Origin of the sequence: Curtobacterium sp. VKM Ac-1393, assembly GCF_015350995.1 — a bacterium.
Classification (GTDB): Bacteria; Actinomycetota; Actinomycetes; order Actinomycetales; family Microbacteriaceae; genus Curtobacterium.
Window position 1 is genome coordinate 18,643 of the sequence record NZ_JADKRW010000004.1, and the last position, 21,379, is coordinate 40,021.

The window sequence follows — 21,379 nt, forward strand, 5'->3', positions numbered from 1 at the left end:
CGACGACCTCCTCGTCGTTCGCGCGGTCCTGAACAGGGGATGGATCGGACGGGAGGCGCGGGGCGGGGTCGACCCGCGCCTCCAGTCCGTCAGACGGTCGCGTCCGTCACTGCGTACCGAGCTGTCCGGCGATGGAGGACATGGTGTCCTTGCCCGAGGTCTGCCCGTTGACGGCCTGCAGCGCGTACTGCGTGAACAGCTGCGAGAGCTGGTCGCTCTGCTTGTTCCCGAGGAGCGGTGACGACTTCGCGAGCCCTGCCTTGAGCGCAGCCTCGGCCCCGTCGATGTCCGCACTCGAGTACCACGCGGCCTGGGCGGCGGTGCGACCGGGGAAGGCGCGTCCCGCTTCGGCGAGTGAGGTCAGGACCTTCTCGCTGGTCATCGTCTGGACGGCCTTGAACGCTTGCTCCGGGTACTTGCACTGCTTCGACACCCCGAAGCCGGACCCGGCGGCGAAGGTCGACGGGCCGGAGGTGCCCGCGGGGAGCGTCGTGACGCCGAGGTCGAACTTCACCTTGGCCTTCTGGCTGATGAGCGACCACGGACCGTCGGTGTACATCGCGACCTTGCCGGCGGCGAAGTCGTTGCCGGGTGTCGAGGCGTCGGACGACGCCTGCGTGGCGTAGCCCTTCTTCACCAGGCTCGCCATCCAGTCGAGGCCGTCCGCGAACTTCGTGTCCGTGGCGTCGACCCCGCCGGACTCCGTGATCACGCGGCCGCCGTTGTAGCCGTAGATCATCGACTCGAGGTTCAGGTCGCCCACCGTCGAACCGAACATCGTGATGCCCTTCGCCTTGAGCGCGGCACCCGCGGCTTCGAAGTCGTCGACCGTCCAGCCGGGCTTCGGCTCGGCCACGCCGGCCTTCGTGAAGACGTCCTTGTTGTAGAACATCATGATGGGCCCGGTGTCGTACGGCAGCCCGTAGAGCTTGCCGTCGACCTTCATGCCGTCGAGCGCGGTGCTGTCGAACGCCGACAGGTCGGTGCCGTCCTTCTTCGCGAGGTCGTCGAGCGGCAGCAGCGACGACGTGTAGTTCGCGGTGCGGAGCGACTGCATGCTCACGACGCACTGGGCGCCTCCGGCACTCAACTGCGTGCTGAGCTTCGTGAAGTAGTTCTCGAACGGCGCACCCTGGATCGACAGGGTGATGCCGTCCTCGCTCTTCACGGTGTCGGCGACCTTCTGCCAGGCGGCCTTGTCCTCTTTCCCGGCGATCCACATGGACCAGGTGAGGGCGTCCTTCGACTGGTTGCCCCCGGCGCTGCTGCCGGAGGAACAGCCGGTCAGCACGAGGGCCACGGCAGCTGCTGCCGCGAGCCCGGCGGTGATTCGTCGTCGTTGCATCGGTGTCTCCACTTCGTCGTGGTGATGGGGTGTGTGGGATGGGTTGCTGGCGTGCTGTGTCAGGCGACGCGGACCGCGTCGGGGACCGCCTCGGTGTCCCCGGCGGCCCAGGCGGGTCCGTCCGGGAACGCGTAGGCGTCGAGGGAGCCGGCGAGCATCTCGGTGCCGGCTCCGGGGGCGGTCGGCGGCCAGTAGCGGCCGTCGTGGACGTCCACCGGGGTCACGAAGTGCTCGTGCAGGTGGTCGACGAACTCGATGCAGCGGGTGTCGAGGTCGCCGGTCAGCGCGACGGCGTCGAACATCGACAGGTGCTGCACCGCCTCGCACAGGCCGACCCCGCCGGCGTGCGGGCACACTCGGATGCCGTACTTCGCGGCGAGGAGCAGGATCGCCAGGTTCTCGTTCACGCCCGCGACCCGGGTCGCGTCGATCTGCAGGACGCTCATCGCACCCGCCTGGATGAGCTGCTTCGCGATCACCCGGTTCGCCATGTGCTCGCCGGTCGCGACCGGGATCGGCGCGATGCGTCTGGCGATCTCGGCGTGCCCGAGGACGTCGTCGGGGCTCGTGGGTTCCTCGACCCAGGCGAGGTCGAACGGGCTCAGCCGCTCGATCCACGTGACGGCCTCGTCGACGTCCCACCGCTGGTTCGCGTCGACCGCGATGCGGATGTCGGGGCCGACGGTGGCGCGGGCGATGCCCATCCGGCGGACGTCCTCGTCGATGTCGCCGCCGACCTTGAGCTTGATCTGCTCGAAGCCCTCGTCGACGGCCTCGCGGCAGAGCCGGGCGAGCTTCTCGTCGTCGTAGCCGAGCCAGCCCGGGGTCGTCGTGTACGCCTGGTAGCCCTGCGCTTCGAGCCGGGCCCGACGGGTCGCACGGTGCGGTTCGGCGGCCCGGAACAGCTCGAGCGCCTCGTCCGGGGTGATCGCGTCGGTGAGGTACCGGAAGTCCACCAGGTCGACGAGCTCCTCGGGACTCAGGTCCGCCAGCAGCGCCCACAGCGGCTGTCCCGCGCGCTTCGCCCGGAGGTCCCAGAGCGCGTTCACCACGGCGCCGATCGCCATGTGCATGACGCCCTTCTCCGGGCCGAGCCAGCGCAGCTGCGAGTCGTGGACCATCGCGCGCCAGGTGCCGCCCATGTCGGCGAGGACCGCTTCGGCGTCGGCGCCGACCACGTGCCCGCGCAGGGCGGCGATCGCGGCTTCCTGCACCTCGTTGCCGCGGCCGATCGTGAACACGAAGCCGGTGCCGACGTGCCCGTCCAGGGCGTCGGTCGTGATCTCGACGTACGCGGCGGAGTAGTCGGGCGCGGGGTTCATGGCGTCGGATCCGTCGTGCTCCCGAGAGGTCGGGAACCGGATGTCGCGCACGTGCAGACCGGTGATGCGGCTCATTCGTGTCTCCTGCCGTCCGGTCTCCGTCGACCGAACGAGGCAATCAAAACATCGGATGTCTCGCGCGTCAAGAGAACGCTTCGTCTGTTTTTGATCTCGAACGGGGCCGAGTCGTCGGATGGCTGCGCGGCTTGCGCTTGCGTGGCCGATCCGCGAAAGCGACAGATCCCCGCCAACTGTTCGCGGGGATCTGTCGCGCTCGCGGCACCGTCGACAGCGGAGCACGCGCATCTGTCGCTTCGGCGGGGGCGACCGGACCATGGACGGGAGGCACGGTGCGGGTCGGACCCGCACCGCGCCTCCCGTCCGTGGTCGCGTCTCAGGCGGAGGCGAGTCGGCCCATCTCGGCCACCACGCCGCGGAGGCGGTCCGCCAGCTCGTCGCGCGAGCCGTCGGCGAAGCGGTGTGCCGACTCGATGAGCGCCGCCATGACGAGCGTCACCGCGGTCCGTGCGGAGTCGACGTCGGTGCGCTCGGCGGCGACCGTGAACACGGCGAGCCGGGCACGCGCCATCCACTGCAGCATCGCGGGCACCATCTCCGGTCGCGCCTGCACGAGTTCCTTCATCCGACGGCGGTCCGCTGGCAGTGTCACCGTGCGGGCGACGAGGTCGCAGAGATCCGACACGAGCGGGCCCTCCGCGGTCAGGAACGCCTGTCGTGCCGCCTCGGGCACCGAGCTCTCGGGGAGCCCGAGTGCCGCGTCGCCCTTCGACGGGAAGTAGTTGAAGAAGGTGCGGGGCGAGACGCCGGCGTCGGCGCAGATCTCCTCGACCGTGACGCCGGCCAGGCCCCGGTCGGAGACCAGGGCCAGCGCGGCCTGGTGGATCGCGTGCCGGGTCTGCTGCTTCTTGCGTTCCCGCAGGCCACTCTCGCCTGGCGGGTGCGATTCGATCGTGGTCACTGCTGCTCCTGGTGCGGGTCGGGGCCTCCCGTCTGGTGACGAGAGGCCCCGGTGGCCGGTCCTACGCGCGGTCCCGCTGCACGGGGATCGATCCGGTGACGGGCGCCGTGGGCGACCCCATCGTGTCGGCCGCCTTGACGGCCTGCACCTCGAGGTCGTCGGCGGTGCCGGCCTGGTCGGCCTGCTCCTGCAGGGCCGAGCTCTTGCGGAGCGGCGGCGCCTTGAAGAACCAGCTGAGGATGAACGCCAGCAGGATCACGGCGAAGCCGACCCAGTAGACGGTCACGGCCGACGCGTTGAAGCCGGTCATGAACGGCTTGGTCAGCGCCGAGTCCGCACCGTTGAGGTAGGACGTGTCGCTCGTCTCGCTGCTCGCGCCGCTGCTGTCGCCAGCGGTCTTGTCGATCTGCTTCGACAGCGCCGGGGTGAGCTCGTCGACCCAGTACGAACGCTGCGCAGCATCCGACCAGTCGACCACGAGCTTGCCGTCCTGCACGCTGGCGTGCGCCTTGTCGGCTGCGGCGGTGAGGGCCTGCTGCTGCACGGCCTCCGGCGCACCGGCCGTGGCCGTGGTGACCTGCGCCGTGGCCTGGTCGAGACCGGACTGCACCTGCGACTTGACCGGGGTGACGATCGGGTTCCAGATCTGCTCCATGACGCCGGCGTTCGCCTTCGCCGTGGCGACGGTCGGGTTCAGGGCAGCGTCGAGCGCGCCGGACAGGTTCTTCTGGTCAGCGGTGGCGTGCAGGATGTTCGCCGGCATGATCGAGAACAGGATGGAGAGCAGCACCGCGGTGCCGAGCGTGCCACCGATCTGGCGGAAGAACGTGGCGGACGACGTCGCCACACCCATGTCGCGCGGCTGCACGGAGTTCTGCGAGGCGAGGGTGATGCTCTGCATGAGCTGGCCGAGGCCGAGGCCGATCAGGAACATGCCGATCATCAGGAACCAGAGCGGCTTGTCGATCGACATGAACGTCAGGACGACGTAGCCGCACGAGACCAGGGCCGTGCCGATCACCGGGAAGATCCGGTAGCGGCCGGTGCGCGCGACGATCTGACCGGAGGCGATCGAGGCGATCATCAGACCACCGATCATCGGCAGGGTCGCGAAGCCGGATTCGGTCGGGGTCAACCCGGTCACGATCTGCAGGTAGAGCGGGATGGTCAGCATGGCGCCGAACATCGCGAAGCCGACCAGGAACCCGAGGATCGTGGCCATCGAGAACGTGCCCGAGCGGAAGAGCTTGAGCGGGATGATCGCATCGTCCTTCATGAGGGTCTCGATCACCAGGAAGGCGACGAGCCCGAGTGCGCCGATCACGTAGCAGGCGATCGCACCGGCCGAGCCCCAACCCCAGGTGCGGCCCTGTTCGGCCACGAGCAGGAGCGGCACGAGGGTCGCGATGACCGAGGTGGCACCCCACCAGTCGATGCGCGGCTTCGTCTTGGCGTCGCCGAACTTCGGCAGGTGCAGGAAGGCGATGACCATCAGGAGCGCGGCGACGCCGATCGGCACGTTGATCAGGAAGACCCAGCGCCAGCCGGTGACACCGAGGATCGTGCTCGCTCCGGCGAACAGGCCACCGATGAGCGGGCCGATGACGGACGAGATGCCGAAGACGGCGAGGAAGTAGCCCTGGTACTTGGCCCGTTCGCGCGGGGCGAGGATGTCACCCATGATCGCCAGCGGCAGCGACATGAGCGCACCGGCACCGATGCCCTGGAAGGCACGGAACGCGGCGAGCATGATCATCGAGGTCGACATCGTCGAGAGCAGCGAGCCGAGGATGAAGACCGCGATGCCGAAGATGTAGAGCGGGCGGCGACCGAAGACGTCGGAGAGCTTGCCGTAGATCGGCGTCGTGATGGTGCTCGCGATGAGGTACGCGGTCGTGACCCACGCCTGCTGGTCGAGACCGTGCAGGTCGTCGCCGATGGTGCGGATCGCGGTACCGACGATGGTCTGGTCGAGGGACGACAGGAACATGCCGGCCATCAGGCCGTAGATGACGAGCAGGATCTGGCGGTGCGACATGATCGGCTTGCCCGGCGTGTTCGCCGGGGACGCCTGTCGTCCGCGCGACACCTCGACGGGTGCGGTGGCAGTAGACATGGGGGTCCTTCAGGGGTGCGTGGTGGACGTCGTGCGGGCAAGGGACGCCGGAGCGTGGCGGCGGGCCGTCGGACGGCGGGTCAACCTTGCAGACTCTGCAACTTTACACCACGGGCACGTTTGCTGCCAACGCAAATTTGCCGTCTGTGCACGTCCGTGAACGGCTTCTCAGGTACCGTCGTCGTGCATGGGGCGAACAGCGTGGACGGACGTGCCGGCGATCCTGCGCCGACGGGTGGAGCAGACCCTCGGCGGACCGGTGTCCACCACCGAGTCCCAGGCGGCCGGTTGGTCACCGGGCAGCGCCGACCGGGTGGGTACCGCGTCCGGACGGAGGGCGTTCGTCAAGACGGTCTCGCGGTCACGGAACGTCGACGCCCTCGACCTGCACCGGCGAGAAGCCGACGTCATGGCGCACCTGCCGTCGATCGTCCAGGCGCCGCGCCTGCTGGACGCGTTCGACACCACCGTCGACGGTGACGAGTGGGTCGTGCTCGTGCTCGACGACGTCGCCGGCAGGCCCCCCGGGGCATCGCTCGACGGCTCCGACACCGCGGCGGTGCTCGATGCCCTCGACACACTGCCGGCGGCGACCGGGGATCTCGGTGCCCTCCCACGGATCGCCGACGACCTGCGCCACGAGTTCGGCGCCTGGGACCGGATGCTCGGCGACGCGTCCCTGGCCGACCGGGTGGCCGACGTCGTACCGGCGCACGTGCTCGCCGCCGGACCCGCGTTCGCCCGCGCGGCCGCCCGGGCAGCGACCCTCGTCGACGGCGAGCACCTCGTGCACGCCGACTGCCGCGCCGACAACCTGCTCGTCGACGGCTCCGGCGTCGTCTGGATCGTGGACTGGCCGTGGGCGAGCATCGGTGCGCACTGGCTCGACCCGCTGACCTACCTGCTCGACACGCTCGTCCGCGGTGAGGACGTCGACGTGGAGCACCACCTCGCCACCCACGCGGTGTTCGCCGGGTTGCCCGCCACCACGGTCGACGCCGTGCTCGCCGGACTCGCCGGGCTGTTCTTCGAGCACGCGCTGCCGCCAGCGCCGCCGAACATGCCGACCATCCGCGACTTCCAGCGACGCGAGGGACTGGCTGCGGCGGAGTGGCTCCTCCGACGGTGGGACAGGGCGACGCACTGACGCGGACGACGGGTGTCGGGTACCCCGTCTGTCCAGCAAGCGCGGGACCGCGGAGCGTACGGTCCCCCGCATGACTGATGAGCACCGCACCCCGCGTCCCGAAGACGACGCCGCGCGCCTCGGTCTCGTCGTCGTCGGAGAGGCAGCCGCGCTGCACTCCGGTGACGAGGCGGCACTGGACGCGAGCGAGCAGAACATCCGCGACACCATCGACGAGATGATCGACGAACCGCTGACCGCCCGCCAGGAACAGGTGGTCGAACGGCTGGTCTCGGCCGGCGGGACGCTGACCGCGGGACTCAGCGGTGCGCTCGCCGCACAGGCAGGTCGGAGCGTCGACGAGGTGCTCGAGGGCGCAGCGCGCAGCGTCGTCTGGCAGCAGCGACTTGCGGACGAGCGTGACGACGCCGGGAACCAGGGCGGCGGCGGTCAGCGCGAGGACGCCGGCGGCCAGCAGCGCGATCAGCGGGACGAGAACGGGCGCGACGAGGACTGATCCTCGCCACGCCCGCTGCGCGTCCGGCGCCGTCGTTCTTGACCTTGCGCGAGCGCTTGCCGGTGATGACGAGTGCCTCGTCCGGGCCGGCGTTCCGGTACACGACCTTGACAACAGATGCCACGGCCGAACTGACGTGATTCCTGCCTATTGTCGCGGTTTGTGGCAGAATTTCCTGCCAGGAGGTCACATGGTCCAGCGATCGTCACCACGCCGCAGGCAGCAGCTTGCCGCGTTCGGCGAGAACATCCGGCGATGGCGGTCCGTCAACGCCATGTCCGCCGCGGAGCTGGCAGACCGCGCTGCCGTGACGCGGGAGACGCTGCGGGCGATCGAGAGCGGCACCGGCGGGCGCATCGACTCCCTCTTCGCCGTCCTCGGAGCACTCGGGATCGCGGACACCGCGATCGAGGCGATCGACCCGTTCCGCAGCGAGACCGCGCGCGCCCGGATCGATGACATCCTGCGCGGCGGCGGGTCACTGTGAACGACGAGACGGTCGAGGTCTGGAGCGGTGAGGCGTCCGGACCCCGCCGCGTCGGGACGCTGCGCCCGTCGTTCCAGGGACTCCGGACCCTCGCCTCGTCGTCGTTCGAGTACGACCCGGAGTTCCTCCGCGACGGTTGGCAGGTCTCGCCCGATCTCCCGCTCCGGCCCGGCCGGACGTACACGGCCGACAACCAGACCCTCCCCGGCGCCTTCAGCGACGCCGCACCGGACGACTGGGGGCAGAAGCTGATCCGGGCGGACCACGCCCTCCGGCGACAGCACGATACGTCGCTCCCCGCTCGGCTCGGCGAGTTCGACTACCTGCTCGGCGTCGCGGACCACACCAGGATCGGAGCGCTGCGTTTCCGTGTGGGCGGTTCGTGGTCGCCCTCCGAGACGGGAGTCGCGAACCTGCACGAACTCGATCGGATCCTCGCTGCAGCCGCGCGGTACGAGGACGACGAGGCAACCGACGAGGACATCGCCTACCTCGGTGACGTCGCGACCTCTCCCGGGGGTGCTCGGCCGAAGGCGAACGTCCGCACCACGCGAGGAACACTGGCGATCGCGAAGCTGCCGCACTCGAAGGACGGCCGCTTCGACGTCGAGCGCTGGGAAGCCGTTGCACTGACACTCGCATCGGATGCCGGACTCAGGACACCGGCGTGGTCACTCGTACCGCCGAGGTCCGGGCGCGCCGTCCTGCTCTCCGAACGCTTCGATCGAGACGCCGCTGGCGACCGGCTCGGGTACATGTCGGCACGGACCGCCCTCGAGCTCGGAGCGCACGACGACGGGTCACACCTGACCTACGAGGACCTCAGTGACGTCATCGACCATCAGAGCACGGCGCCCGCGGACGACCTGCGGGAGATGTTCGGCCGGATCGCGCTCTCGGTCCTCGTCAACAACGTCGACGACCACTGGCGGAACCACGCGTTCCTCCACACACCTGCGGGCTGGCGGCTCTCGCCGGTCTTCGACGTCAACCCGAGTCGGCAGCGCGGAGTGATCGACTCACGGGCGATCTCGCCGAGCGACGACCCGAGGTCCCGCGACCTGCGGAACCTGCTCGACATCGCCGGCGCGTTCCGGCTCCGGCGCCCGGACGCGGAGCAGGTGCTCCAGCGTGTGGCGGGCGCCGTCGCGGGATGGGACCGGGTCGCGGCGGGCGTCGGGATCGCAGCGGACGAGCGCGACGCGATGCGCGTGGCCTTCGACACCCCCCAGCTCGACTGGGCGCTGGGGCTCTAGACCGGAACGGACAGGTCGCGTCAGCGCCTACGCGCCCGCACGCCACCAGTCGTCGAACGGCGTCGCCGGCACCTGGCGCTTGTGCTCGGTCGCGCGGTACCGCGACTCGATCGCCTCGGCGACCTCGAGCGGCACGTCGTGCCCCTGCAGGTAGGCGTCGATCTCGGCGTAGGACAGGCCGAGGTTCGCCTCGTCGGTCTGACCGGGCGTCTCGTCGAGCAGGTCCGCGGTCGGAGCCTTCTCGTACAGGCGGGCCGGGGCGCCGAGGTACTCGAGGAGCTGGCGGCCCTGGCTCTTCGACAGGCCGGTGAGTGGCGTGAGGTCGACGCCGCCGTCGCCGTACTTCGTGAAGAAGCCGGTCACGGCCTCGGCCGCGTGGTCCGTGCCGACGACGAGGAGCCCGCGCTGGCCGGCGACGGCGTACTGGGCGACCATCCGCATCCGGGCCTTGACGTTCCCCTTGACGAAGTCGCTCAGCTCGACGCCCGAGGCAGCGGTGTCCTGCATGACCCCGTCGACACCGTGCTCGATGTTGACGGTGATGCCCGGGTCGGCCGCGATGAACTGCAGGGCGAGCTGGGCGTCGTCCTCGTCGGCCTGCACGCGGTAGGGCATGCGGACGGTGGTGAACTCGGCAGGGTGCCCGTCGGCGCGGAGCGACTCGACCGCGAGCTGGGTCAGACGCCCGGCGAGCGTGGAGTCCTGACCGCCGCTGATCGCGAGCAGGAACCCCTTCGCGCCGGTCGTGAGCAGGTAGTCGCGGAGGAAGTCGACGCGACGCGCGACCTCGTGCTCCGGCTCGATGGTCGGCTGGACGTTGAGGTCCGCTGCGATGGCGGCTTGGAGTTCACGCACCACTCCAGTATCCCGCTGCACCGGCCCCGTGCACAGGGTTCAGCGGACGGGTTCTGCCGGCACGGGTCTGATGGTGTTGTCATGGTCGGCGCCGATCGCGCACGTGCAGACGACCCCGAGGGTCTCGTCGCTCTGGGTCAGGCGGAAGCGCTCGACGTGCGGGGGTCCGACGTGCCGGTCGAGCGGGTGGGTGTCGTGATCGTGCACGGTGGTGTCCTGATCCTCGAGTGACTCCCGGCACGGGCACCGGGTCCGACAGGCGGGTGGTGAGTCCGCTCAGGTGCAATCTACTCGCCCGAACGGCCGCACCAGCACACCCGTCCGGGGGGCATTCGCGAACCCGGCTCGACCGCGTTGACAGTTAGAACTCGAACAGTTAGAGTTCTGATCATGCAGGTACCGGATCTCACCACCCCGCTCGAACTCATGCGGTGGATCGGATGGGCACAGCGCAAGGCAGCCGACGAGTGGGTCCGTGATCGGGACCTCACCCGCGAGCAGAGCTTCGTGCTCGGGTACCTGCAGCAGAACCCCGGTGCGATCCAGCGCGACATCGCCGAGATCACCCGGACCAGCGCGGCCAGCGTCTCGAGTCTCCTGCAGGGCCTCGAGCGGCGCGGCCTCGTCGAACGACGACCCGACGCCACGAACGGTCGGACCAAGACGGTGCACGCCACCCCGGCGGGCATCGAGCTCATCGCGGGCTTCACCGACGCGATGGTCGCCCTCGACGACACCCTGCTCGCACCGCTCGACACCGACGAACGGGCCACCCTGCAGCGCCTGCTGCAGAAGGTGACCGCCGAGCTCGCACCGCCGACACGGTAGCGCCGCCGACGCGGTAGCGCCGCCCCGGCACCGACGTCACCAGCGCGCTCGACGCGCCACGGGCCTCCCGGCCCCACCCCCGCACGCGACGACACCTCGTCGCGCCCTCAGCCCTGCCCACGAGGAGGCAGTCATGACCACCACCACCCCCGAGAACACCGCCGCGGCCACCAACCGCTGGTACCTCTCCGCCGCCCCGATCGCCCGGGCCCTCGTGCACCTGTGTGTGCCGATGGCCGCTGCGATGGTCGTCAGCGCCCTGTACAACGTCATCAACGCGGGCTTCATCGGATCCCAGCACGACACGTCGCTGCTCGCCGCGATCACCTTCGGTACCCCGCTGCTCGGCATCGTGATGGCCGTCGGCGGCGTGTTCGGCGTCGGCGGCAGCGCCCTGATGTCCCGCCTGCTCGGTGCCTCGGAACACGACCCCGCCAAGGCGCAGGACATCAAGCACGTCGCCTCGTTCGCGCTGTGGGGAGCCGTCGTCACCGGCGCGGTCCTGGCCGTCGTCGGGCTCGTGTTCCTGCGCCCCCTCGTCGCCGTGCTCGGCGCCGACGCCGCGGCCGTGCCCGCCACGAGCGAGTACGTCGCCGTGATGCTAGCGTTCGTGCCGGTCCTCGCCTCGTCGTTCGCGCTCGAGCAGATCGTCCGCTCCGAGGGGGCGGCGCGCCAGGCGATGATCGGCCTGCTCCTGTCGACCATCGGGAACCTGGTGTTCGACGTCCTCTTCATCCTCGTGCTGCACTGGGGTGTCGGCGGTGCCGCCCTCGCAGTCGGTCTCGCGAACGTCGTGTCCATCGCATACTGGGTGACCTGGCTGCAGCGGAACAGCGAGAACGTCAGCTTCGCCCCGAAGTGGTTCACGCTCCGCGCCGACATCCTGAAGCCCGTGTTCGGCATCGGCGTCGGCGAGCTGCTGCAGTCGGCCTTCTTGATCGTCACCACGCTCGTGCTCAACAACCTCGCCGCGGCCTACGGCGACGACCCACTCGCCGCGATGGGCGTCGCGGTCCGCATCGCCCAGGTGCCCGAGTTCCTGGTGATGGGCGTCACGATCGGCGTGCTGCCGCTGCTGGCCTACGCCTACGGCAAGGGCGACGCCGCACGGCTCCGGGCCGCCCTGCGGGGCGCCGCGTTCACCGTCGGCGCGATCGTGCTCGTGTTCTCCGGCGCGGTCTTCACGTTCCGCGAGCAGGTCTTCACGATCTTCTCCGGTGACCACTCGGTGCTCGCGATCGGTCTGACGATCCTGACGGCGCAGCTCGTCGCCGCGATCGTGAACGGGTTCACGGGGTTGCTCACCTCGCTGTTCCAGGCGACCGGCATGGTGCTGCCCGCGATGGTGCTGTCGCTGGCGCAGGGCGTGCTGTTCATCCCCATCGTGATCCTCGGCAACCTGTGGTTCGGCCTCGCCGGCATCATCTGGGCACTCACCGTCACCGAGGTGATCGTGTTCGTCGCCGCGGTGGCGCTGTGGCTGGCGTCGCGCGGGAAGATCGCGCGCGGCCTGGCCGAGGGCAGTGAGGAGCGGGCGGACGCCGCGCTCGAGGAGACGCCGGCCGCCGCGTAGCGCGGCGCGCTCGCATGGCGAGCAGAAGAGGTCGGGTCCCGTTCCAGGACCTGACCTCTCCTGCGCACGATGCGGGGGTGAACGCGGCCAGCGTCGGACGGGAGGCCCGTGGCGGCCTGGCACCGGGCCTCCCGTCCGGCGCGTGTCCGGGTCGCAGGCAGGAACGGTCGGGTCGCGGAAGGCGACCCGACACATTCTGCTCATGAAGTGGGGGGGGGCGGGACGCGCGCTACGGCCGGCCGCGTCCGCCGCGTCGGAGGAGGAGCACGACGACGGCAGCAGCGGCGAGGACCGTGCCGGCTGCGAGCGCGACCCAGACGCCCGGGGCGATGCCGGGTGGCGAATCGGGAGCGCCGTCGGAGGCCCCGGTTGCCGTCGCGGACGACGTCGGGGTGGGGGTGACGGGTGGCGAGCTCGACGGAGTGGTCGACGGGGTCGTCGCCGGAGCCGTTGCGACCGCGGCCCGGTACTCGAACCCGAACGAGCCGTCGATCGGGTGCCCGTCCGGCGAGACGTACCGCCAGAGCACCGTGTAGGCGCCGTTCTCGAGGTCGACGGCCTTGCCCATCGTCATGCCGGACACCGTCACTTCGCCCGTCGACACATCGGTGCCGTCGGCGTCGGTGACCTGGATCCGCAGCCCGGCGTCGAGGCCGGTGAGCGGCGCCTCGCTGAACGTCAGGTCGACCCGGTCGAGCGGTTCGGTGACGACCGCGCCGTCTGCGGGCGTGCTACCGGTGAGCGCCGAGTGCGCCATCGCGGGCTGGACCCCGAGGATCGCGAACAACCCGCCGAGGACGATCGCGAGGGAAGCTGCCGTCGTTCGTCCTGTCCGCATGCACAGACTCTACAAGCCGTAGAGCAGCGGACGGAGCAGCGTCAGATCTGTTCGCCGAGGAAGTCGGCGTAGGACGGCTCGCGCCGAACGTCGCCCGTGCTGGTGGAGGCGTGGCCGGTTCCTTCGAGACGCTCGGCCACGAGGGCTTCGAGGTCCTCGGGCGACCGGAGACCGTGGCGGTGCCAGTCGTGCTGCATTCTGGCGGTCATGACGACCAGCCCTTCGTCGAGATGATGCGCATCTCGGATTCGTCCGGATCGACCCGCTGTGCCAGACCCCACATCTGTGAGGTGCATCGTGACGACGGGTCCCTGATGACCGATCCGGTACGCCCACGCTATTGCTTCGGCTGTCCGCGGTCGAGCGCAGTGCGCTTCTCGGCCGACCGCGCGCTGTCGGCCGGCCCGCCGTAGCGTCGAGGCATGGAGATCCTCTTCGTCCACGGCGCCCTCGTCCGCGACGGCGCCTGGTGGTGGCAGCCCACCGCCGACCTGCTGTCCGAGCGCACCGGCATCCGCAGTCGAGCGGTCGCGCTGCCGTCCTGCGGTGAGTGCCCGTCGGGTCGCCCCGACGGCGGACTCGTCGAGGACGCCGCCGCCCTGCGCAGCGCCCTCGACGACAGCGACGGAGCGGTCGTCGTCGGGCACTCGTACGGTGGCACCGTGATCGCCGAGGCCGGGCAGCACGACGCGGTCGCACATCTGCTGTTCGTGTCTTCGTACCTGCCCGACATCGGTTCCGCGCAGGCCGCGATCATGAGCGACGAGCCCGACCCCGTGTCGATCGGTCCAGCCGGGGACGGTGTCCTCGCCGTCGCCGGGTACGACGCCGAGTCCTTCGGTGCACGGTTCCTGCAGGATGCTGACCGGGACACACAGCGGGCTGCCTGGGAGCGGGTGACTGAGCAGTCTGCGGGGGCGTTCGTGACGCCGACGACGGCGGCCGCGTGGCAGGGCGTCGACTCGACCTCCCTCGTCTGCACCGAGGACCGCAGCACCACCGTGGGGCTGCAGCGCCGGCACGCGGCGCGTGCGACGCGGAGCGTCGACGTGCCGACCGGGCACCACCCGTTCATCACGCGGCCCGACCTGGTCGTCGAGCAGCTGGAACTGCTGCTCGGAAGTGCCACGGCCTGAGTCGGGGCAGGACGACGGACGGGAGGCGCGGTGCCAGCTGGCACCTGGGCCCACGCCGGCCGGTCCCGGGCCGACGCGCCAGCGGCGGACCGGCCGTGCCCGGTGGGGAGCCTCCCGTCAGGATGTTCGCGCGTTCACGGCACGTGACCGGTCGCGTGGTCTCGCTCTGGTCAGTCGGTGCCGGAGTCGAAGGCCGCGCCTTCGGAGGCGAGGTCCGTCCGGCGGCCGCGTGCGTCCTCGGCATCAGTGGCGATGACGGCACCGCCGAGGATCTCCTCGGACTCGCCCGCCTCGAGCTCACCGACGAGCTCGGCCGTCGCCCCGCCGATGAGACCGGCTGCGGCGTACTGCTCGAGCCGCGCACGGGAGTCCGCGATGTCGAGGTTGCGCATCGTGAGCTGACCGATGCGGTCGTCCGGGCCGAATGCGGCATCGCCGACGCGCTCCATCGAGAGCTTGTCCGGGTGGTACGACAGCGCGGGGCCCGTGGTGTCGAGGATCGTGTAGTCGTCGCCGCGACGCAGGCGCAACGTGACCTCGCCGGTGACGGCCGAGGCGACCCAACGCTGCAGGGACTCGCGGAGCATGAGCGACTGCGGGTCGAGCCAACGGCCCTCGTACATCAGACGCCCGAGGCGGCGGCCCTCGTTGTGGTACGACGCCACGGTGTCCTCGTTGTGGATCGCGTTGAGCAGACGCTCGTAGGCGATGTGCAGCAGGGCCATGCCCGGTGCCTCGTAGATGCCGCGGCTCTTCGCCTCGATGATGCGGTTCTCGATCTGGTCGGACGCACCGAGACCGTGCCGGCCACCGATCGCGTTCGCCTCGTAGACCAGGGCGACGGCGTCGGTGAACTCCTGGCCGTTGATCGCGACGGGACGACCAGCCTCGAACCGGACGCTCACGATCTCGGTGGCGACGTCGACGTCGTCACGCCAGGCGGCGACGCCCATGATCGGCTCGACGATGTCCAGGCCGCTCGAGAGCTCTTCGAGGCTCTTCGCCTCGTGCGTGGCACCCCAGATGTTGGCGTCGGTCGAGTACGCCTTCTCGGTGGAGTCGCGGTACGGGAACCCACGGGCGACGAGCCACTCGCTCATCTCCTTGCGGCCGCCGAGCTCCTCGACGAACTCGGAGTCCAGCCACGGCTTGTAGACGCGCAGCCGCGGGTTGGCCATCAGGCCGTAGCGGTAGAACCGCTCGATGTCGTTGCCCTTGTAGGTGGAGCCGTCGCCCCAGATGTCGACGCCGTCCTCCTTCATAGCGCGGACGAGCATCGTGCCCGTCACCGCGCGACCGAGGGGCGTCGTGTTGAAGTACGTCTTGCCGCCGGAGCGGATGTGGAACGCGCCGGTCTGCAGGGCGACGATGCCCTCTTCCACCAGGGCACTCTTCGCGTCGACCAGGCGGGCGATCTCCGCGCCGTACTCGTGGGCGCGGCTCGGGACGGCGTCGATGTCCGGTTCGTCGTACTGACCGATGTCGGCCGTGTACGTGCAGGGGATCGCCCCCTTCTCGCGCATCCAGGCAACGGCGCAGGAGGTGTCGAGACCCCCTGAGAACGCGATGCCGACTCGTTCGCCGACGGGGAGACTGCTCAGGACCTTGGACACGGGATCAATCGTACGGGGAGTCCAAGCGGTACAACGACTGGTGCCGCTGGAAGGCGCTGCAGGGACTCGAACCCCTTCGACCTGCTGGTGCCCCTGGAAGGCGCTGCAGGGACTCGAACCCCTTCGACCTGCTGGTGCCCCTGGAGGGACTCGAACCCCCAACCGTTTCCTTAGGACGGAACTGCTCTTCCATTGAGCTACAGAGGCTGGCCCGTCCACTCTAGCGGCGGAACGGCTCCAGGAAGGTCGTGAGCTCGTCGGCGTACAGGGCCGGCTGCTCGAACGGCGCGAAGTGCCCGCCGCGCGGCATCATCCGGTACGACACCAGGTTCGTCGTCCGCTCCAGCCACGCCCGCGGCGGCTCCACCAGGTCGCCGGGGAACAGCGAGAACCCGGACGGCACCTCGACCCGTCGGGCGAGCTGGTCCGCCGGGATCACGGAGTTCGCGTGGTACATCCGCATCGCCGAGCCGATCGTCGCGGTCGCCCAGTACTCGGTCAGCAGCGCGAGCACCTCGTCGCGCGTGTACACGGACCACAGGTCACCGCCGCAGTCGCTCCACGACCGGAGCTTCTCGACGATCCACGCCGCGAGCCCGGCGGGTGAGTCGTTCAGGCCGACCGCGGCGGTCTGCGGCTTGGTGCGGTGCATCATCGCGTAGGCACCCTCGGCGTCCCGCCAGCGGGCGGTCGCGGCGACGAACTCTCGCTCCTCCGGCGACAACGTGTCGAGGTCGATGCCCGGCCAGGCCAGGCCGCCGTCGATGCGGTGCACGGCGACCACCCGGTCGGCGTGGTCGAGCGCGAGGTACCGAGCGACGTGCGTGCCGATGTCCCCGCCGGCGACCGCGAACCGCTCGTACCCCAGCTCGGTCATCAGCTCCGCCCACATGCCGGCGACCGCTCGGGCGTCGATCGGTTGCGGCGGGGCCTCGGAGAAGCCGTACCGGGGCATGTCCGGCACGACCACGTCGAACCCGGCCTCGACGAGCATCGGCAGGACCTTGCGGTACCGCCACCCGGAGTCCGGCCAGCCGTGGGCGAGCAGGAGCGGCAGTGCGTCCTCGGTGTCGGCCCGGGCGTGCAGCACGTGGATCCCGACGCCGTCGATCGTCACCCGCCGGCTGGGCAGTGCGGCGAGCTGTGCCCGGTGCGCGTCGAAGTCGAACCCGTCGGCCCAGTACTCGATGAGCGACCGGAGTTCGTCGACGTCCGCCCCGAGCGACCACCCGGCACCGGCGGGCACGTCCGGCCAGCGCGTCGCCCGCAGCCGGGCGCGGAGGTCCTCGATGGTCGCGTCGTCGATCTGCGGTGCGTCGCCCATGCCCGCGACGCTACTCAGCGCCTCCGACACCTGGACCGCAGTCACCGAGTGCGCACAAGACGACGGGTCGCCACCCGCGACCCGTCGTCTTGTGCACACTCGACGCCTGCGGCGCCCGGAGGCGTCGCCGCGCCAGGCCTCGAGCCCCTCGCCAACCCCACACAGCGACTAGCGCACCGGTGGGGCGTCCCAGTAGTTTCTGGTGCAGCGCGGGAACAGGGTCCGGCGCTGATCGAGTCAGGGGCCACAGGATGTCGGAGTCGAGCACCACCACCGCGCTGTCCGGGGCCGGCGGACAACGGTTCGGTCGGACGGTCGAACGCCAGGACGGCCAGGACGGCCAGGACGGCCAGGACTTCCCCTACTACGACGGCGATCCGATCCCGTTGCCCGTGTGGCAGTGGGTCCTGGTCATCGTCGCGTGCGCCGCGGGGTTCGTCACCCTGAGCTTCTTCCCGGCGGCGAACAACGTGCAGTCGCTCGTTCCCCGGTTCCTGTTCACCGCGATCCCCCTCGCCGTCTTCATCGTCTTCACCCGTCGTCACTGGAGCCGCATCTTCCGCCGCGTCACCGGCCGTGACGTCCGCGACATCGTGCTCTTCGGCGTCGCGAACCTCATCGTCTCCTCGGTCATGGGGCTCATCGTCAGCGTCGTCTTCGGTGCCAACGCGAACGCGGCGACCGACAACGTCGAGGGCGCAGGAGAGATCCTGTCGTTCTACCTCGGTACCGCGATCCAGCTGCTGGGCGAGGAGCTGTTCACGATCTTGCCGTTCCTCGCGGTCATGTCCTTCTGCATCCGAGGCGGGGCCACCCGGAACCGAGCCGTCGTGATCGCCTGGCTCGTCACCGCGGTGTGGTTCGGCGCTGCGCACCTTCCCACTTACGGGTGGAACGTGGCCCAGGCGTTCCTCGTGATCGGTGTCGCGCGCCTGGTCCTCACCCTCGCCTACATCCGCACCAAGAACATCGCGGTCTCCACCGGGGCACACATCCTGAACGACTGGGTGCTGTTCACCGTCGCCATCCTGACGGCCGGAGCTGCGGCCGCCGCGTGATCGCGCACCCCTGACGGACGGGAGGCCCGTGGCGGCGTCCCCACGGGCCTCCCGACCGTCACCGAGTGCGCAGAAGGCGACGGGTCGCCACCCGCGACCCGTCGCCTTCTGCTCACTGGGTGCCTGCGGCGCATGCCGCTACGCGGCCACGAGGTACTCGTCCCACTCCGCCTGCGGACGCTCGATGCCGCGCACGACCCACGACGAACCGTGCGGGATCTTGGGACGGAAGCGCAGCCGCCACCCCATCTCCTGCGGGGTGCGGTCACCCTTCTCGTTGTTGCAGGCGAGACAGCAGGCCACGAGGTTCTCCCACGAGTCCTGCCCACCGCGCGACTTCGGCTGCACGTGGTCGATGGTCGTCGCGTGCCGGTCGCAGTAGGCACACCGGTTGACGTCACGGCGCAGGACTCCGCGGCGTGACACCGGCACGAGTCTCGAGTGCGGGATCCGCACGTACCGAGTCAAGATGATGACGGACGGTCGGTCGTAGCTCGACGTCGACCCGGTGACCGGGTGTTCGAGATCAGCGGCGACGACGGAGGCCTTCTGGTTCATGACCAGCACGAGGGCGCGTCGGAACGAGATCACCGCGAGGGGCTCGTAACCGGCGTTGAGGACGAGAGTGCGCATTGGTTCCCTTCCGACGTGCCTGGACGGCTTCCAGGCGCTGCGGGTGCGTCGGACCGGGGACCGAGCAGGTGACCGTCGCTCGCGCACACGTCCCCTGAACCACGAAGAGCACCACCCCGAGGGGCAGTGCTCTGGTCATGCAGGGGCGTGCTCGTGCACGCAGGCGGTGGTCGACCATATGTCGACACGCGCGCGCCGACCCATGGTGCGGGTCGTGCGGAACGTCGACATGGAGTCTCCCTGCTCGGGGCCTTGCGGACCGGTGCAGCGCCAGGCTACGTCAGAAACCGGCCCGGCACGAGGGTGTGCGGGCCGGTTTCGGCGATGTTCACGGGTTCGATGCCCCGCGGTCGGGTCGGATGGCTCAGATGCCGAAGCGGACGATGTGGTAGTCGCTGGTCCAGATGGGGCGGATCGACACCGAACCACCGGGCTTCGGGGCGTCCATGATCATGCCGTTGCCCATGTAGAAGCCGTCGTGCGCCTCGTTGTTGAAGATGACGACGTCGCCCGGCTGCGCCTCGGACTCGGGGATCGTCGTGCCGGCCTGATCCTGCAGCGGCACGGAGTGCGCGAGGTTGATGCCGTATTGCGCGTAGACGAACATGACGTAGCCGGAGCAGTCGAAGCCCGACGGGTCGGCGCCGCCGAAGACGTACGGGGTGCCGATGTACTGCTTGGCGGTGGCGACCACGGCCGGCAGCGAGAACGGGGTGGCCGCGGCAGTGGAGCTGGCCACGTAGTCGGCAGCAGACGGGCCGGTGTACGACGCGTACTGCGCGGCGGTCTGCGCGCGAGCGGTCTGCGTGGCCGACGCTGCCTGCTCGGCCTGTGCTGCAGCTTCCTTGGTCGCCTCGGCCTGGTCGGCTGCGGCCTGCTTGGCCTCGGCACGGGCATCGAGCGTCGCGGTCGAGGTCGCGCCGTAGCCGTCGCGGCTCGTGCCGGCCAGTGCCACGGCGTCGGACACCGAGAACTCCTGGCTCTCGGTCGCGCGGACCTGGCGCTGCGCGTTCGCTGCGTCGGTGCCGGTGGAGGTCTGCGCAGCGAAGGCCGGTGCGACCGCGACGGTGCCGAACATGCCGGCGGCGACCGTCAGGACGATGGGCGCGAGGAACTTGCGCTTGCGCGACGACGAGCTCGCCTTGGCGGCGGTCGCGGTGGCTGCGGCCTGCGCGGCACGTCGGCCGCCGGGCAGCGGCGCGGTGCGCACGGGGACGACCTTGCGGGTCGGTCGTCCGTCGACCTGCCGGATCGCACGGCGGGTCAGCGGTGCGTCGGTGGCGTTCTCGGTGTTCGTCGGGTTGGCGGGCGTCTGGTCGTCCGCGGCGGAACCGGTCTGCGTCAAGGGTGTGGTCTCCGGCGTCTCGTCATCACGCAGCCGTGGGTACCCGGCAACGTGCAACCCCATCCGTTCGTCATCGTTTCCGATCGAGGCAGGAGACGGGTTCGAGACGTCCTGCCACGGGTCTCCGGCTCAGGCGCAGCGCGGGGACTCGACGAGTGTACGGGGCCGTCGTTACCTTGTCGAGATGAAAACGCCCGTTTGTAACGAAACGGTAAAGAAGCCCTGGTCAGGGCCGCAGAACTAGTCTCGCTCGATGTAGACGTGCTGGGCGACCTCGATGGGGAGCTCGATACCCGAGTCCTCACCCTCGACACGCACGGCGACGTAGGCACCGGCGCGCTGCACGCTCGCCAACCGACCGGGCATGACACCGGCGGTCCGGAGCTGGTGCAGGAGCTCGGGTTCGAACTGCACGGGTTCGCCGAGCCGGCGGATCAGGCCGGTCGCGACGGCGTCGGTGCCCTCGGTGGCGGCGACGATGTTCTGCACGCCGTCGAGGAAGCCCGCGGCTGCAGGGCCGCCGATCTCGGCCAGGCCGGGGATCGGGTTGCCGTACGGCGACTCGGTCGGGTTGCCGAGCATCTCGAGCAGGCGGACCTCGACCTGCTCGCTCATGACGTGCTCCCACCGACAGGCTTCGTCGTGGACGAACGCCCAGTCGAGCCCGATGACGTCGGCGAGCAGGCGCTCCGCCAGGCGGTGCTTGCGCATCACGTGGGTGGCGCGTGAGCGGCCTTCGTCGGTGAGCTCCAGGTGACGGTCGCCGGAAACGACGACCAGGCCGTCACGCTCCATGCGGGCGATGGTCTGCGAGACCGTCGGGCCCGAGTGACCGAGGCGCTCCGAGATGCGAGCGCGCAGCGGAACGATCGCCTCCTCCTCCAAGTCGAGGATGGTGCGAAGGTACATCTCCGTGGTGTCGACGAGATCGGTCACGGTCCGCCTCTCATGTCTGGGCCCAGCGGCCACCACCCTACTTGTTCGGACCGACGAACTCCGCCCGACACTTGCACGGCACAAGAAGCGGG

21 protein-coding genes and 1 tRNA gene are annotated in these 21,379 nt (G+C 70.1%); 9 read left to right on the forward strand and 13 right to left on the reverse strand.

The genetic code is table 11. The annotated features are described in order from the left end of the window. Positions 1 to 106 precede the first annotated feature (106 nt). The 4 genes from ITJ59_RS09585 to ITJ59_RS09600 all read right to left on the reverse strand — a co-directional run bounded on the left by ITJ59_RS09585 (position 107) and on the right by ITJ59_RS09600 (position 5,762). A complete protein-coding gene (locus tag ITJ59_RS09585; RefSeq protein ID WP_228511358.1) occupies positions 107 to 1,345 on the reverse strand; it encodes an ABC transporter substrate-binding protein in 1,239 nt (412 codons plus the stop codon). A gap of 59 nt (positions 1,346 to 1,404) precedes the next feature. After that, on the reverse strand, positions 1,405 to 2,742 hold the full coding sequence (locus ITJ59_RS09590; RefSeq protein ID WP_194650911.1) for an enolase C-terminal domain-like protein: 1,338 nt from the start codon (positions 2,740 to 2,742) through the stop codon (positions 1,405 to 1,407). Between the two features lie 319 nt (positions 2,743 to 3,061). Further along, complete coding sequence (locus ITJ59_RS09595; protein WP_194650912.1) at positions 3,062 to 3,646, reverse strand: TetR/AcrR family transcriptional regulator; 585 nt, start codon at positions 3,644 to 3,646, stop codon at positions 3,062 to 3,064. Positions 3,647 to 3,707: 61 nt separating this feature from the next. Continuing rightward, positions 3,708 to 5,762, reverse strand: coding sequence for an MDR family MFS transporter (locus tag ITJ59_RS09600; RefSeq protein WP_194650913.1), 2,055 nt, complete (start codon positions 5,760 to 5,762; stop codon positions 3,708 to 3,710). Positions 5,763 to 5,949: 187 nt separating this feature from the next. Between ITJ59_RS09600 and ITJ59_RS09605 the strand changes: the two genes are divergently transcribed. The 4 genes from ITJ59_RS09605 to ITJ59_RS09620 all read left to right on the forward strand — a co-directional run bounded on the left by ITJ59_RS09605 (position 5,950) and on the right by ITJ59_RS09620 (position 9,148). Continuing rightward, complete coding sequence (locus ITJ59_RS09605) at positions 5,950 to 6,909, forward strand: phosphotransferase (RefSeq protein WP_194650914.1); 960 nt, start codon at positions 5,950 to 5,952, stop codon at positions 6,907 to 6,909. Positions 6,910 to 6,979: 70 nt separating this feature from the next. Beyond that, positions 6,980 to 7,405: a hypothetical protein gene (locus ITJ59_RS09610; protein WP_194650915.1), complete on the forward strand. Its 426-nt coding sequence runs from the start codon at positions 6,980 to 6,982 to the stop codon at positions 7,403 to 7,405. A gap of 190 nt (positions 7,406 to 7,595) precedes the next feature. Beyond that, the gene (locus ITJ59_RS09615) at positions 7,596 to 7,892 is read left to right on the forward strand and encodes a helix-turn-helix domain-containing protein (protein ID WP_228511359.1); all 297 of its coding nucleotides are present in this window, start codon (positions 7,596 to 7,598) and stop codon (positions 7,890 to 7,892) included. Beyond that, entirely contained in the window at positions 7,889 to 9,148 is a 1,260-nt protein-coding gene (locus ITJ59_RS09620; RefSeq protein WP_194650916.1) for a type II toxin-antitoxin system HipA family toxin, read from the forward strand. The genes ITJ59_RS09615 and ITJ59_RS09620 overlap by 4 nt, the downstream gene beginning before the upstream one ends. Positions 9,149 to 9,175: 27 nt before the next feature. Here ITJ59_RS09620 and nadE read toward each other — a convergent pair whose 3' ends face one another. Next, complete coding sequence (nadE, locus tag ITJ59_RS09625; RefSeq protein ID WP_194650917.1) at positions 9,176 to 10,003, reverse strand: ammonia-dependent NAD(+) synthetase; 828 nt, start codon at positions 10,001 to 10,003, stop codon at positions 9,176 to 9,178. Positions 10,004 to 10,084: 81 nt separating this feature from the next. Between nadE and ITJ59_RS09630 the strand changes: the two genes are divergently transcribed. The 3 genes from ITJ59_RS09630 to ITJ59_RS09640 all read left to right on the forward strand — a co-directional run bounded on the left by ITJ59_RS09630 (position 10,085) and on the right by ITJ59_RS09640 (position 12,404). After that, positions 10,085 to 10,234, forward strand: a complete 150-nt coding sequence (locus ITJ59_RS09630) for a hypothetical protein (protein WP_194650918.1) — start codon at positions 10,085 to 10,087, stop codon at positions 10,232 to 10,234. Between the two features lie 159 nt (positions 10,235 to 10,393). Then, positions 10,394 to 10,831, forward strand: a complete 438-nt coding sequence (locus ITJ59_RS09635; RefSeq protein WP_194650919.1) for a MarR family winged helix-turn-helix transcriptional regulator — start codon at positions 10,394 to 10,396, stop codon at positions 10,829 to 10,831. Positions 10,832 to 10,964: 133 nt separating this feature from the next. After that, positions 10,965 to 12,404, forward strand: a complete 1,440-nt coding sequence (locus tag ITJ59_RS09640) for an MATE family efflux transporter (RefSeq protein WP_194650920.1) — start codon at positions 10,965 to 10,967, stop codon at positions 12,402 to 12,404. 229 nt (positions 12,405 to 12,633) lie between these two features. Here ITJ59_RS09640 and ITJ59_RS09645 read toward each other — a convergent pair whose 3' ends face one another. Together ITJ59_RS09645 and ITJ59_RS09650 are read right to left on the reverse strand one after the other, a co-directional pair. Continuing rightward, positions 12,634 to 13,242 carry a copper resistance CopC family protein gene (locus ITJ59_RS09645; RefSeq protein WP_194650921.1) on the reverse strand — a complete coding sequence of 203 codons (609 nt, stop codon included), beginning with the start codon at positions 13,240 to 13,242 and terminating at the stop codon, positions 12,634 to 12,636. A gap of 41 nt (positions 13,243 to 13,283) precedes the next feature. After that, complete coding sequence (locus ITJ59_RS09650) at positions 13,284 to 13,451, reverse strand: hypothetical protein (protein WP_194650922.1); 168 nt, start codon at positions 13,449 to 13,451, stop codon at positions 13,284 to 13,286. 213 nt (positions 13,452 to 13,664) lie between these two features. Here ITJ59_RS09650 and ITJ59_RS09655 point away from each other — a divergent pair, with 213 nt between their 5' ends. Further along, positions 13,665 to 14,378 carry an alpha/beta hydrolase gene (locus ITJ59_RS09655; RefSeq protein WP_194650923.1) on the forward strand — a complete coding sequence of 238 codons (714 nt, stop codon included), beginning with the start codon at positions 13,665 to 13,667 and terminating at the stop codon, positions 14,376 to 14,378. A gap of 170 nt (positions 14,379 to 14,548) precedes the next feature. Here the strand turns inward: ITJ59_RS09655 and argG are convergent, their stop codons facing one another. The 3 genes from argG to ITJ59_RS09670 form a co-directional block, all read right to left on the reverse strand. After that, positions 14,549 to 15,991, reverse strand: a complete 1,443-nt coding sequence (gene argG, locus ITJ59_RS09660; protein WP_194650924.1) for an argininosuccinate synthase — start codon at positions 15,989 to 15,991, stop codon at positions 14,549 to 14,551. A gap of 132 nt (positions 15,992 to 16,123) precedes the next feature. Further along, positions 16,124 to 16,198: transfer RNA gene (locus ITJ59_RS09665), tRNA-Arg, on the reverse strand. 13 nt (positions 16,199 to 16,211) lie between these two features. Further along, complete coding sequence (locus tag ITJ59_RS09670) at positions 16,212 to 17,315, reverse strand: epoxide hydrolase family protein (RefSeq protein WP_194650925.1); 1,104 nt, start codon at positions 17,313 to 17,315, stop codon at positions 16,212 to 16,214. Positions 17,316 to 17,566: 251 nt separating this feature from the next. Here ITJ59_RS09670 and ITJ59_RS09675 point away from each other — a divergent pair, with 251 nt between their 5' ends. Further along, positions 17,567 to 18,373: a CPBP family intramembrane glutamic endopeptidase gene (locus ITJ59_RS09675; protein ID WP_194650926.1), complete on the forward strand. Its 807-nt coding sequence runs from the start codon at positions 17,567 to 17,569 to the stop codon at positions 18,371 to 18,373. 138 nt (positions 18,374 to 18,511) lie between these two features. Here ITJ59_RS09675 and ITJ59_RS09680 read toward each other — a convergent pair whose 3' ends face one another. The 3 genes from ITJ59_RS09680 to ITJ59_RS09690 form a co-directional block, all read right to left on the reverse strand. Continuing rightward, positions 18,512 to 19,006: an HNH endonuclease gene (locus tag ITJ59_RS09680; RefSeq protein ID WP_194650927.1), complete on the reverse strand. Its 495-nt coding sequence runs from the start codon at positions 19,004 to 19,006 to the stop codon at positions 18,512 to 18,514. A gap of 364 nt (positions 19,007 to 19,370) precedes the next feature. Continuing rightward, complete coding sequence (locus ITJ59_RS19610; RefSeq protein WP_194650928.1) at positions 19,371 to 20,414, reverse strand: C40 family peptidase; 1,044 nt, start codon at positions 20,412 to 20,414, stop codon at positions 19,371 to 19,373. Between the two features lie 177 nt (positions 20,415 to 20,591). Next, on the reverse strand, positions 20,592 to 21,287 hold the full coding sequence (locus tag ITJ59_RS09690; RefSeq protein ID WP_194650929.1) for a metal-dependent transcriptional regulator: 696 nt from the start codon (positions 21,285 to 21,287) through the stop codon (positions 20,592 to 20,594). Positions 21,288 to 21,379 lie beyond the last annotated feature (92 nt).

Bases quoted from the DNA above. Each gene is read 5' to 3' on its own strand.
- ITJ59_RS09585 (WP_228511358.1), bottom strand. From the start codon at position 1,345: ATGCAACGACGACGAATCACCGCCGGGCTCGCGGCAGCAGCTGCCGTG.
- ITJ59_RS09590 (WP_194650911.1), bottom strand. From the start codon at position 2,742: ATGAGCCGCATCACCGGTCTGCACGTGCGCGACATCCGGTTCCCGACC.
- ITJ59_RS09600 (WP_194650913.1), bottom strand. From the start codon at position 5,762: ATGTCTACTGCCACCGCACCCGTCGAGGTGTCGCGCGGACGACAGGCG.
- ITJ59_RS09605 (WP_194650914.1), top strand. From the start codon at position 5,950: ATGGGGCGAACAGCGTGGACGGACGTGCCGGCGATCCTGCGCCGACGG.
- ITJ59_RS09610 (WP_194650915.1), top strand. From the start codon at position 6,980: ATGACTGATGAGCACCGCACCCCGCGTCCCGAAGACGACGCCGCGCGC.
- ITJ59_RS09615 (WP_228511359.1), top strand. From the start codon at position 7,596: ATGGTCCAGCGATCGTCACCACGCCGCAGGCAGCAGCTTGCCGCGTTC.
- ITJ59_RS09630 (WP_194650918.1), top strand. From the start codon at position 10,085: ATGGTCGGCGCCGATCGCGCACGTGCAGACGACCCCGAGGGTCTCGTC.
- ITJ59_RS09635 (WP_194650919.1), top strand. From the start codon at position 10,394: ATGCAGGTACCGGATCTCACCACCCCGCTCGAACTCATGCGGTGGATC.
- ITJ59_RS09640 (WP_194650920.1), top strand. From the start codon at position 10,965: ATGACCACCACCACCCCCGAGAACACCGCCGCGGCCACCAACCGCTGG.
- ITJ59_RS09645 (WP_194650921.1), bottom strand. From the start codon at position 13,242: ATGCGGACAGGACGAACGACGGCAGCTTCCCTCGCGATCGTCCTCGGC.
- ITJ59_RS09650 (WP_194650922.1), bottom strand. From the start codon at position 13,451: ATGACCGCCAGAATGCAGCACGACTGGCACCGCCACGGTCTCCGGTCG.
- ITJ59_RS09655 (WP_194650923.1), top strand. From the start codon at position 13,665: ATGGAGATCCTCTTCGTCCACGGCGCCCTCGTCCGCGACGGCGCCTGG.
- ITJ59_RS09670 (WP_194650925.1), bottom strand. From the start codon at position 17,315: ATGGGCGACGCACCGCAGATCGACGACGCGACCATCGAGGACCTCCGC.
- ITJ59_RS09675 (WP_194650926.1), top strand. From the start codon at position 17,567: ATGTCGGAGTCGAGCACCACCACCGCGCTGTCCGGGGCCGGCGGACAA.
- ITJ59_RS09680 (WP_194650927.1), bottom strand. From the start codon at position 19,006: ATGCGCACTCTCGTCCTCAACGCCGGTTACGAGCCCCTCGCGGTGATC.
- ITJ59_RS19610 (WP_194650928.1), bottom strand. From the start codon at position 20,414: ATGGGGTTGCACGTTGCCGGGTACCCACGGCTGCGTGATGACGAGACG.